Genomic DNA, 10,756 nt, shown 5'->3' on the forward strand with positions numbered 1-10,756 from the left:
GAGATGGCCAGGCCATCGTTGCCGGCGCGGCCAGTACGGCCGATGCGGTGCACGTATTCGTCGCCGCTGCGCGGCATGTCGAAGTTGATCACCAGATCCAGGCCGTCCACGTCCAGGCCACGGGCGGCGACGTCGGTAGCCACCAGGATCTTGACCCCGCCCTGCTTCAGGCGGTCGATGGCCAGCTTGCGGTCCTTCTGGTCCTTCTCGCCGTGCAACACGAAGGCCTTGTAATCCTGCGCCACCAGGCGGCCGTAGATGCGGTCGGCCATGGCCCGGGTGTTGGTGAAGACGATGGCCTTCTGGTAGGTCTCGTTGGCCAGCAGCCAGTTGACGATCTGTTCTTTGTGCTGGTTGTGGTCGGCGGTGATGATCTGCTGACGGGTGGTTTCGTTCAGCTGGCTGACGCTGTTGAGTTGCAGGTGCTCAGGGTTGTTGAGGACCTTGGCGACCATTTCCCGCAGGCCGGAGCCGCCGGTGGTGGCGGAGAACAGCATGGTCTGCTGGCGGTTCGGGCATTCGTCCACCAGGCGCTGCACATCTTCGGCAAAGCCCATGTCGAGCATGCGGTCGGCTTCGTCGAGCACCAGCACTTCGACTTCCTTGAGGTCCAGGTTGCCGGCGTTGAGTTGCTCCAGCATGCGCCCCGGGGTGCCGATGAGGATGTCCGGCACTTTGCGCAGCATGGCGGCCTGGACCTTGAAGTCTTCACCGCCGGTGATCAGGCCGGACTTGATGAAGGTGAACTGGGAGAAACGCTCGACTTCCTTGAGGGTCTGCTGGGCCAGTTCCCGGGTCGGCAACAGGATCAGGGTCTTGATGCTGACGCGGATCTTCGCCGGGCCGATCAGACGATGGAGGATCGGCAGGACGAAGGCCGCAGTCTTGCCGCTGCCGGTCTGTGCCGTCACCCGCAGGTCACGCCCTTGCAGCGCAAGCGGAATAGCCGCTGCTTGCACCGGCGTCGGCTCGACAAATTTAAGCTCGGCCACGGCTTTGAGCAGGCGTTCGTGCAGGGCGAATTGGGAAAACACGGGTGCTACCTCGAAGATATGCAAAAAAACAGCTGCATAGGGTAACGGTTTCGAGCGCGAAGGCCGAGTTTCTTTGTGCAAACGGTGGCAAAGAGTTGGTTTTTTGTTAACCGATTTGTCCTTAACCGTAACTTTGCCAGGGTTAAATGCTCTAATCCCTCCCTTGTTCCATATAGAAGAATCGTTTTAGCCCATGGATTTCAAACAGCTCTGGCTCGATACCCAGGATCTCTGGGGAGCCCTCGACCAACACCCTCTCCTGCACGCCGGCATCGGCCTGGCCCTGTTACTGGTGGTCGCCCTGGTGCTCGGACGAGTGGCCCGCTACCTGGTCCTGCACGCCGTCAGGCTGCTGGGGCGCCAGCCGGCCCTGCACTGGCTCAATGACCTGCGCCACAACAAGGTGTTCCACCGCCTGGCGCAGATGACTCCGTCCCTGGTGATCCAGTTCGGCCTGCACCTGGTGCCGGAGCTGAGCAAGACCAGCCTGCTGTTCCTCGGCAACCTGGCCATGGCATTCACCATCCTGTTCCAGCTCCTGGCCCTGAGCGCCCTGCTCAATGCCCTGCTGGACATCTACGCCCGCACCGAACACGCCCGCACCCGCTCGATCAAGGGCTATGTGCAACTGGCGAAGATGGTGCTGTACGTGTTTGGCGCGATCATCATCGTCGCCACCCTGATCGACCGCTCGCCGCTGTTGCTGCTGTCCGGTCTGGGCGCCATGTCGGCGGTGATCCTGTTGGTCTACAAGGACACCCTGCTGTCCTTCGTCGCCAGCGTGCAGTTGACCAGCAACGACATGCTGCGGGTCGGCGACTGGATCGAAATGCCCCAGGTGGGCGCCGACGGCGACGTGGTGGACATCACCCTGCACACGGTCAAGGTGCAGAACTTCGACAAGACCATCGTTTCCATCCCGACCTGGCGCTTGATGAGCGAGTCGTTCAAGAACTGGCGCGGCATGCAGCAATCCGGCGGTCGGCGGATCAAGCGCAGCCTGTACATCGATGCCAGCGGCGTGCGCTTTCTGCATGACGACGAAGAACAGCGGCTGAGCAAGGTGCGCCTGCTCACCGACTACATCGGGCGCAAGCAGGCCGAGCTCAAGAGTTGGAACGAAGCCCAGGGCAACGTCGCCGCGCTGTCGGCCAACCGCCGGCGCATGACCAATATCGGCACCTTCCGCGCCTACGCCCTGGCGTACCTGAAGAGCCACCCGGAGATCCAGCCGAACATGACCTGCATGGTGCGCCAGATGCAGACCACGGCCCAGGGCATTCCCCTGGAGATCTACTGCTTCACCCGCACCACGGCCTGGGTGGATTACGAGCGCATTCAAGGGGACATCTTCGATTACCTGCTGGCGGTAATGCCGGAATTCGGCCTGAACCTCTACCAGCAGCCCAGCGGCACCGACCTGCGAGCCGGCTTGCTGCCAGCGGTACTGGGGGCCAGCCACGTGCCCCAGCTCGAAAAACAGGCGCTGTAACCGTAGGAGCTGGCTTGCCAGCGAAGGCATCGGCCCGGCAGGTGCAAGGCATGCGGACCCTTACCCCAGCAAGCCGACTCTGTCCCACCGTAGGAGCTGGCTTGCCAGCGAAGACGTCGGCCCGTCAGGCGCAAGGCTTGCGGACCCTTTCGCCGGCAAGCCGGCTCCTACAGATCAGCGAAGGCATTGGCCGCTCAGGTGCAAGGCTTGCCGGCCTCTTCGCCGGCGTGCAGATCAGCGGTTCCTGGGGGGTTATGGGGTCAGGCGGGACTGGGCGCCGCGACGGCTGATCCATACCGCTGCGAGGATCACCAGCCCCCCCAGCATCAGCCGACCCAGGTCTTCATGCTGATTCCAGATCAGCAGATTGATCAGCAAGCCCACCGGCACATGCAGGTTGTTCATCACCGCCAGGGTGGCGCCGGTCACCAGGCACGCGCCCTTGTTCCACCAGTACATGCCCAGGGCCGTGGACACCAGGCCGAGGAACAGCAGCACCGCCCATTGCAGCGGTGCATCCGGGAGGAAGTGGGCCTTGCCGAATAGCAGGAACGCCGGCAGCACCACCAGCAACGCCCCCAGGTAGAAGTAGCCGAAACGCCGGTAATGCGGCAGGTCGCTGGGATAGCGCGCCACCAGGTGCTTGTACAGCACTTGTCCGGCTGCATAGGTGAAGTTGGCCAGTTGCAGCAGCAAGAAGCCGATGAAGAAGTCCGGGTTGACGCTGTCGTAGCGAATCACCACCGCGCCCGCCACCGCCACCAGCGCCGCCAGCAGCCCCCAGGGATTGAAACGCCGGTTCAGGGCGTCTTCGATCAGGGTCACGTGCAGCGGCGTGAGAATGGTGAACAACAGCACCTCCGGCACCGTCAGCACTCGAAAGCTCAGGTACAGGCACACGTAGGTGATGCCGAACTGCAGGGCCCCGATCAGCAGCATGCCGCGCATGAAGGCCGGTTCCACCCGGCGCCAGCGGGTCAGTGGGAGAAACACCAGCCCCGCCAGCAGCACTCGCACCAGCACCGCAAAGTAACTGTCGACATGACCGGCCAGGTATTCGCCGATCAGGCTGAAGGAAAACGCCTGGATCAGGGTGACAAAAAGTAGATAGCCCATGTTCGCCTCGTCTTGAATGGCGGCGACGATAGCGGTTTTGCCGGTACAGATGAAATCCCGGGCAAAAAAAAGCCCGATCTCGCTAGGCGTGCAATCGGGCGTTGGCACTGAAGGAGCAACCAGTGCAAAGGGAGGTTCGATGCGCGAACCGGCTTGAAGGGGGATGCGCAGGCGCTACTTGAACACCGGGGGATTATCTGTGGATTAACGGCGCCGATTGCCTGCTGATCGGCGCCTGTACTCCTGCCAAAGCCCGTCCTCGGCGCCTCAGGCCACCTGGGCCAGCTTGGCGTTGGCCTGGTTCAGACCCTTCTCGTGGAAGTCGCCCCCCAGGTTCAGGCCTTCGGCGTGGATGAACTCCACATCGTGGATGCCAATAAAGCCCATCACCTGGCGCAGGTAGGGTTCCTGGTGGTCCGCGCTGCTGCCGGCGTAGATTCCGCCGCGGGCAGTGAGCACGTAGGCACGCTTGCCGGTGAGCAGTCCTTGTGGCCCGGTGTCGGTGTACTTGAAGGTCACCCCGGCGCGCAGTACGTGGTCGAGCCAGGCTTTCAGGGTGCTGGGAATGGCGAAGTTGTACATCGGTGCGGCCATCACCAACACGTCGGCGGCCAGCAGTTCATCGGTCAACGCATTGGAACGCTGCAGGGAATCCTGTTCGGCGGCGCTGCGCTGCTCGGCAGGTTTCATCCAGCCTCCCAGCAGGTTGGCGTCCAGGTGCGGCACCGGGTTGCGGGCCAGGTCACGCACCGTGATCGAGTCGCTGGGGTGAGCGGCTTGCCATTGCTGGATAAAGGTCTGGGTCAACTGGCGGGATACGGAATCCTGCTGGCGGGCGCTGCTTTCAATGATCAGGACGCGGGACATGGCACAAATCTCCATCGGGGTATGCGTAAGTCGATGGAGCGCAGATTAAACAGAGTGATATCGATGAAAAAGCGCAAATAACTGCTATAACCAATCAATAAATTCGTTTATAAGCGGAGCCAGCCCCGACGCAGTACGCCGGGCCGGCCCAGGGTCCATCATTTGGCCTGGCAGTTCAGGTCCAGGCGCAGCTTGATGATCTTGCGATTGAACTTGGCGGTAACGTTCTTGCTCTTGCCGGCCGTCACTTCCACCTTGCGGGTGCGGGGCGCCTCGGGGCCATTGCGAAACACCACCGAACACACGGCGTCGTTCTTGCCGTAGTTGTTCAACTGGATGGAGCCGATGTCTTCATCGGTATCGAAGGTGGTGTAGTCGATGCTCTGGCCGTTCAACTGTTTCTCGACATCGATGGGATAGGCCCAGGCGCTCAGGGGCAGCAGAGCCAGCAACACACAACAGAATTTTCTCATTCGGCAGTCTCCAGTAAGGAGCGCCAGCTTAGGACAAGAGGAGTCCCTCATGAAAGCGCCCCGCGTGACCCTGGATCAATGGCGCACCCTGCAGGCGGTGGTCGATCACGGTGGCTTTGCCCAGGCCGCCGAAGCCCTGCACCGTTCCCAATCCTCGGTCAGCTACACCGTGGCGCGCATGCAGGACCAGCTCGGCGTGCCGCTGCTGCGCATCGATGGCCGCAAGGCGGTACTCACCGAAGCCGGCGGCGTGTTGCTGCGCCGCTCCCGGCAGTTGGTCAAGCAGGCCAGCCAGCTGGAAGACCTGGCCCACCATATGGAACAGGGCTGGGAAGCCGAAGTACGCCTGGTGGTGGACGCCGCCTACCCCAATGCGCGCCTGGTCCGCGCCCTGACCGCCTTCATGCCGCAAAGCCGTGGCTGCCGCGTGCGCTTGCGTGAAGAAGTGCTGTCCGGGGTCGAGGAAGTGCTGCTCGAAGGGGTCGCCGACCTGGCCATCAGCGGCTTCAACATTCCCGGCTACCTGGGCACCGAGATGAGTTCGGTGGAGTTCGTCGCCGTGGCCCACCCGGAACACGCCCTGCACCGCCTGCAACGTGAACTGCATTTCCAGGACCTGGAAAGCCAACTGCAAGTGGTGATCCGCGACTCCGGCCGCCAGCAGCCGCGGGATGTGGGCTGGCTCGGCGCCGAACAACGCTGGACCGTGGGCAGCCTGGCCACCGCCTCGACTTTCGTCAGCAGCGGCCTGGGTTTTGCCTGGCTGCCCCGGCACCTGATCGAACGCGAGCTGCGCGAAGGCCTGCTCAAGGTCCTGCCCCTGGACCAGGGCGGCAGCCGCCATCCGACCTTCTTCCTCTATTCCAACAAGGACAAACCCCTGGGCCCGGCGACGCAGATCCTCGTGGAACTGCTGCGCACCTTCGACACCGCGCCCCTGGATGCGCCCTTTGCCGCACCCGAACAAGCCTGACGTCCCACTCATCAGAACAGGAGTTCTGCCATGGCGTATTTCGAGCATGAAGGTTGCACCCTGCACTACGAGGAATACGGCCGGGGCGACCCCCTGCTGCTGGTTCACGGCCTGGGCTCCAGCGCCCTGGACTGGGAAAAACAGATCCCCGAGCTCTCGGCCCGCTACCGGCTGATCATCCCGGACATTCGCGGTCACGGACGTTCCGACAAACCCCGGGAGCGTTACAGCATCCCGGGCTTTACCGCCGATATCGTGGCGCTGATCGAGCACCTGAACCTGGGCCCCGCGCACTACGTCGGGCTGTCCATGGGCGGCATGATCGGCTTCCAGCTGGCGGTGGATCAGCCGCAACTGCTCAAGAGCCTGTGCATCGTCAACAGCTCCCCCGAGGTCAAGCTACGCAGCGCCAATGACTACTGGCAGTGGTTCAAGCGCTGGAGCCTGGCCCGGGTGCTGAGCCCGGGCGCCATCGGCAAGGCCCTCGGGCCGCGCCTGTTTCCCAAGCCGGAGCAGGGCGAGCTGCGGCAAAAGATGGCCGAGCGCTGGGCAAAAAACGACAAACGTGCTTATCTCGCCAGCTTCGACGCCATCGTCGGCTGGGGGGTGCAGGAACGTCTGGGCCGGATCACCTGTCCAACCCTGGTCGTCAGTGCCGACCGCGACTACACCCCGGTGGCGGTCAAAGAGGCTTATGTCAAACTGCTGCCGGATGCACGGCTGGTGGTGATCGAGGATTCCCGACACGCCACGCCGCTGGACCAGCCGCAGCGCTTCAACCAAACCCTGCTGGACTTCACAACCACAGTCGACACCACCACCCAGGATCACTGAACCATGCTGAAAAAAATCGCCCTCGTCGCCGGCTCCGTGCTGTTCGCTGCCAACCTGATGGCCGCCCAACCGGCCAAGGCGCCTCACGTCCTGCTGGACACCAGCTTCGGCAAGATCGAAGTCGAACTGGACCCGGTCAAGGCACCGATCTCCAGCAAGAACTTCCTCGACTACGTCGACAGCGGCTTTTACACCAACACCATCTTCCACCGGGTGATCCCGGGGTTCATGGTCCAGGGCGGTGGCTTTACCGCGCAGATGGTGCAGAAAGACACCCGCGACCCGATCAGGAACGAAGCCTCCAACGGCCTGCATAACGTGCGCGGCACCCTGTCCATGGCCCGCACCTCGAACCCCAACTCGGCCACCAGCCAGTTCTTCATCAACGTCGCCGACAACGCCTTCCTCGACCCGGGCCGCGATGCCGGCTACGCGGTGTTCGCCAAGGTGGTGAGCGGCATGGACGTGGTGGACCAGATCGTCAACTCCCAGACCACCACCAAGCAAGGCATGCAGAACGTGCCGATCGACCCGGTGCTGATCAAGTCGGCCAAGCGTATCGACTGAATCCAGCAGCCTGTCCCGACGGCGGCGCCCTACCCGGCGCCCCGTCCGCTTTCAGAACAGGAGAGCCCGCACAACGGGCTTCAGACCCCATGCTCTATCGTCGTTTTGAACAACTGATCGATATCTTCCGCGACGCTCCCAGCGCCACCCCGCCCAATCGGGTCCTGCCCTTCTACTTCCACTACATCAAGCAAGTCTGGCCCAGCTTCGTCGCGCTGCTGGTGGTGGGCCTGTTCGTGGCCCTGATCGAGGTGTCGCTGTTCAGCTACCTGAGCACCATCATCGACCTGGCCCAGGGCACGCCCAGCGTCCAGGTGTTCACCGACCACGGCCTGGAACTGGCCTGGATGGCGGTGGTGGCCTTGCTGTTCCGGCCGCTGATGGTCGGCCTGCACGACCTCTTGATGCACCAGACCATCAACCCCGGCATGACCAGCCTGATCCGCTGGCAGAACCACAGCTACGTGCTGCGCCAGAGCCTGAACTTCTTCCAGAACGACTTCGCCGGGCGCATCGCCCAGCGCATCATGCAGACCGGCTATTCGCTGCAGGACTCCTCGGTGCAGGTGATCGACGCCCTGTGGCACGTGACCATCTATGCCATCGGTTCTTTGGTGCTGTTCGCCGACGCCGACTGGCGCCTGATGATCCCCCTGCTGCTGTGGATCGCCGGTTTCATCGGTGCCATGCGCTACTTCGTGCCACGCATCCAGAAGCGTTCGGTGGACGCCTCCGACGCCCGCTCCAAACTCATGGGGCGGATCGTCGACGGCTACACCAACATCACCACCCTCAAGCTCTTTGCCCACACCCATTTCGAGCAGAGCTACGCCCGCGAAGCCATCGCCGAGCAGACCGAGAAAAGCCAGCTGGCGGGCCGTGTGGTCACCGCCATGGACGTGACCATCACCAGCCTCAACGGCCTGCTGATTGTCGGCACCACGGGCCTGGCCCTGTGGCTGTGGAGCCAGTCACTGATCAGCGCCGGGGCCATCGCCCTGGCCACCGGCCTGGTGATCCGCATCGTCAACATGTCCGGCTGGATCATGTGGGTGATCAACGGCATCTTCGAGAACATCGGCATGGTCGAGGACGGCCTCAAGACCATCGCCCAACCGTTGCAACTCACCGACCGCGAACAGGCGCCAAAACTGGCGGTGGCCAAGGGCGGCGTGCGCTTCGAGCATGTGGAGTTCCATTACGGCAAGGCCAACAAGGTCATCAGCGACCTCAACCTGGACATTCGTCCCGGGGAGAAGATCGGCCTGATCGGCCCGTCCGGGGCCGGCAAATCGACCCTGGTCAACCTGCTGCTGCGCCTCTACGACCTGCAGGGCGGACAGATCCTCATCGACGGCCAGAACATCGCCGAAGTGACCCAGGAAAGCCTGCGCGAGCGCATCGGCATGATCACCCAGGACACCTCGCTGCTGCACCGCTCGATCCGCGACAACCTGCTCTACGGCCGCCCCGATGCCACCGACGAGGAACTCTGGGAAGCGGTGCGCAAGGCTCGCGCCGACGAGTTCATCCCGCAGCTTTCCGACGCCCAGGGCCGCACCGGCTTCGACGCCCACGTCGGCGAGCGCGGGGTCAAGCTGTCCGGCGGCCAGCGCCAGCGCATCGCCATTGCCCGGGTGCTGCTCAAGGACGCGCCGATCCTGATCATGGACGAAGCCACCTCGGCCCTGGATTCGGAAGTGGAAGCGGCGATTCAGGAAAGCCTGGAGACCCTGATGCAGGGCAAGACCGTAATCGCCATCGCTCACCGCCTCTCCACCATCGCCCGCATGGACCGCCTGATCGTCCTGGAACAGGGGCGCATTGCCGAAGCCGGCACCCACGCCGAACTGCTGGCCCATGGTGGTTTGTACGCGCGCCTGTGGCAGCACCAGACCGGAGGTTTTGTCGGCATCGACTGATGGCGAAAACACCTCCGTCCCACACCCACCAATAAACGCCAGGGCCCTGTTTCCAGGGGCCCTGGCGTTTTTATGGACGGGCTGGAATTGCGCCAAAAGCCTGCTGTACTGAGCCTAGGTTCCGGGACAGAACCTGTAGTTAACCCGCGGGATGCATAACAGTTGTATCGCGTTGATAGGTTGACCTATCAAGGACTCACTCATGTCTTTGTTCAAACGTTCCATGACTGAATTGCTCGGGACCTTCTGGCTGGTTCTCGGCGGGTGCGGCAGCGCTGTGCTGGCGGCGGCGTTTCCCAATGTCGGCATCGGTCTGCTGGGGGTGGCCCTGGCCTTCGGCCTGACGGTACTGACCATGGCCTTCGCCATCGGCCATATTTCCGGCTGCCACCTGAACCCCGCCGTGTCCGTGGGCCTGGTGGTGGGCGGACGCTTCCCGGCCAGGGAACTGCCGGCCTATATCGTGGCGCAGGTCATCGGCGGGGCAATCGCCGCAGCGCTGCTGTATTTCATCGCCAGCGGCAAGCCTGGTTTCGAGTTGGCCTCGGGGCTGGCCTCCAACGGCTATGGCGAACACTCACCCGGCGGCTATTCAATGGCCGCGGGGTTTGTCTGTGAGCTGGTGATGACCGGAATGTTCGTGGTGATCATTCTGGGCGCCACCGACAAACGCGCCCCGGCGGGGCTGGCACCCATTGCCATCGGCCTGGCCCTGACGCTGATCCACCTGATCTCGATCCCGGTGACCAACACCTCGGTCAACCCGGCCCGCAGCACCGGCCCGGCGCTGATCGTCGGCGGCTGGGCGTTGCAGCAGCTGTGGATGTTCTGGCTGGCGCCGATCCTCGGCGCGGTGATCGGCGCCGTGCTCTACCGCTGGCTGGGCAAGGAAGACGGCTGAGCAAAGGCGGCGAGGATCACGCCTGCCGATAGGGCAAGGCGTCCCTCGCCTCCTCGGCATAAGCGCGAATCCCGACCCGCTCCTGTTGCAGGAAATCCTTCACCGCGGCATTCAGCCCGGGGTGACGCAGGTAATGCCAGGAGCGGGTGATCACGGGCTCGAAGCCCCTAATCAGTTTGTGCTCGCCCTGGGCCCCGGCGTCGAAGCGCTGCAGCCCCTGGGCGATGGCGTATTCCATGCCCTGATAGAAACAGGTCTCGAAATGCAGGCGGTCAAACTCCGCCAGGCAGCCCCAATAGCGGCCGTAGAAACTGTCGCCTCCCACCAGGCTGAACGCCATGGCCACCGGGCGCCCGCCCTGCTTGGCCAGGACCACGCGAATCGCCTCGGGCGTGCGCTCGGCCAGCAGGCTGAAGAAGGCCCGGGTCAGGTACGGCGACTGGCGCCGCAGCGCATAGGTATTGGCGTAGCAGGCATAGACGAAATCCCACTGGGCCTCGTCCAGTTCATGGCCTTCGAACCACTGGAAATCAAAGCCCTGCCCCGCCACCTGCTCGCGTTCCTTGCGCATCTGCTT

At 63.3% G+C, this 10,756-nt stretch carries 11 protein-coding genes; 6 read left to right on the top strand and 5 right to left on the bottom strand.

Features of this window, described 5'->3' with window-relative positions; genetic code table 11:
• On the bottom strand, positions 1 to 1,034 hold a 1,034-nt coding region (locus BLX41_RS20775; protein WP_259745049.1), incomplete at its 3' end, for a DEAD/DEAH box helicase.
• Positions 1,035 to 1,227: 193 nt separating this feature from the next.
• Between BLX41_RS20775 and BLX41_RS20780 the strand changes: the two genes are divergently transcribed.
• Positions 1,228 to 2,526: a mechanosensitive ion channel family protein gene (locus BLX41_RS20780; protein WP_123726401.1), complete on the top strand. Its 1,299-nt coding sequence runs from the start codon at positions 1,228 to 1,230 to the stop codon at positions 2,524 to 2,526.
• A gap of 252 nt (positions 2,527 to 2,778) precedes the next feature.
• On the opposite strand, the gene BLX41_RS20785 is transcribed toward BLX41_RS20780, so the two are convergent.
• The 3 genes from BLX41_RS20785 to BLX41_RS20795 all read right to left on the bottom strand — a co-directional run bounded on the left by BLX41_RS20785 (position 2,779) and on the right by BLX41_RS20795 (position 4,982).
• A complete protein-coding gene (locus BLX41_RS20785) occupies positions 2,779 to 3,642 on the bottom strand; it encodes a carboxylate/amino acid/amine transporter (protein ID WP_123726402.1) in 864 nt (287 codons plus the stop codon).
• A gap of 267 nt (positions 3,643 to 3,909) precedes the next feature.
• A complete protein-coding gene (locus BLX41_RS20790; protein ID WP_123726403.1) occupies positions 3,910 to 4,509 on the bottom strand; it encodes an FMN-dependent NADH-azoreductase in 600 nt (199 codons plus the stop codon).
• Between the two features lie 158 nt (positions 4,510 to 4,667).
• Entirely contained in the window at positions 4,668 to 4,982 is a 315-nt protein-coding gene (locus BLX41_RS20795) for a 3-phosphoglycerate kinase (RefSeq protein ID WP_123726404.1), read from the bottom strand.
• 49 nt (positions 4,983 to 5,031) lie between these two features.
• Between BLX41_RS20795 and BLX41_RS20800 the strand changes: the two genes are divergently transcribed.
• From BLX41_RS20800 to aqpZ, 5 genes are all read left to right on the top strand, one after another.
• On the top strand, positions 5,032 to 5,955 hold the full coding sequence (locus BLX41_RS20800) for a PA3225 family LysR-type transcriptional regulator (RefSeq protein ID WP_123726405.1): 924 nt from the start codon (positions 5,032 to 5,034) through the stop codon (positions 5,953 to 5,955).
• 30 nt (positions 5,956 to 5,985) lie between these two features.
• Positions 5,986 to 6,789, top strand: coding sequence for an alpha/beta fold hydrolase (locus BLX41_RS20805; RefSeq protein ID WP_123726406.1), 804 nt, complete (start codon positions 5,986 to 5,988; stop codon positions 6,787 to 6,789).
• A 3-nt stretch (positions 6,790 to 6,792) separates the two neighbouring features.
• Complete coding sequence (locus tag BLX41_RS20810) at positions 6,793 to 7,356, top strand: peptidylprolyl isomerase (RefSeq protein ID WP_123726407.1); 564 nt, start codon at positions 6,793 to 6,795, stop codon at positions 7,354 to 7,356.
• 89 nt (positions 7,357 to 7,445) lie between these two features.
• Positions 7,446 to 9,278 (top strand): ABC transporter ATP-binding protein, encoded by a 1,833-nt coding sequence (locus tag BLX41_RS20815; protein WP_123726408.1) that lies wholly within the window; start codon positions 7,446 to 7,448, stop codon positions 9,276 to 9,278.
• Between the two features lie 202 nt (positions 9,279 to 9,480).
• Positions 9,481 to 10,179 (top strand): aquaporin Z, encoded by a 699-nt coding sequence (aqpZ, locus tag BLX41_RS20820; RefSeq protein WP_123726409.1) that lies wholly within the window; start codon positions 9,481 to 9,483, stop codon positions 10,177 to 10,179.
• Between the two features lie 16 nt (positions 10,180 to 10,195).
• On the opposite strand, the gene BLX41_RS33805 is transcribed toward aqpZ, so the two are convergent.
• Positions 10,196 to 10,756: GNAT family N-acetyltransferase (locus BLX41_RS33805; protein WP_185073710.1), on the bottom strand; the 561-nt coding region annotated here is incomplete at its 5' end.

The organism is Pseudomonas protegens, assembly GCF_003732485.1.
In the GTDB taxonomy this organism is placed as follows: Bacteria; Pseudomonadota; Gammaproteobacteria; order Pseudomonadales; family Pseudomonadaceae; genus Aquipseudomonas; species Aquipseudomonas protegens_B.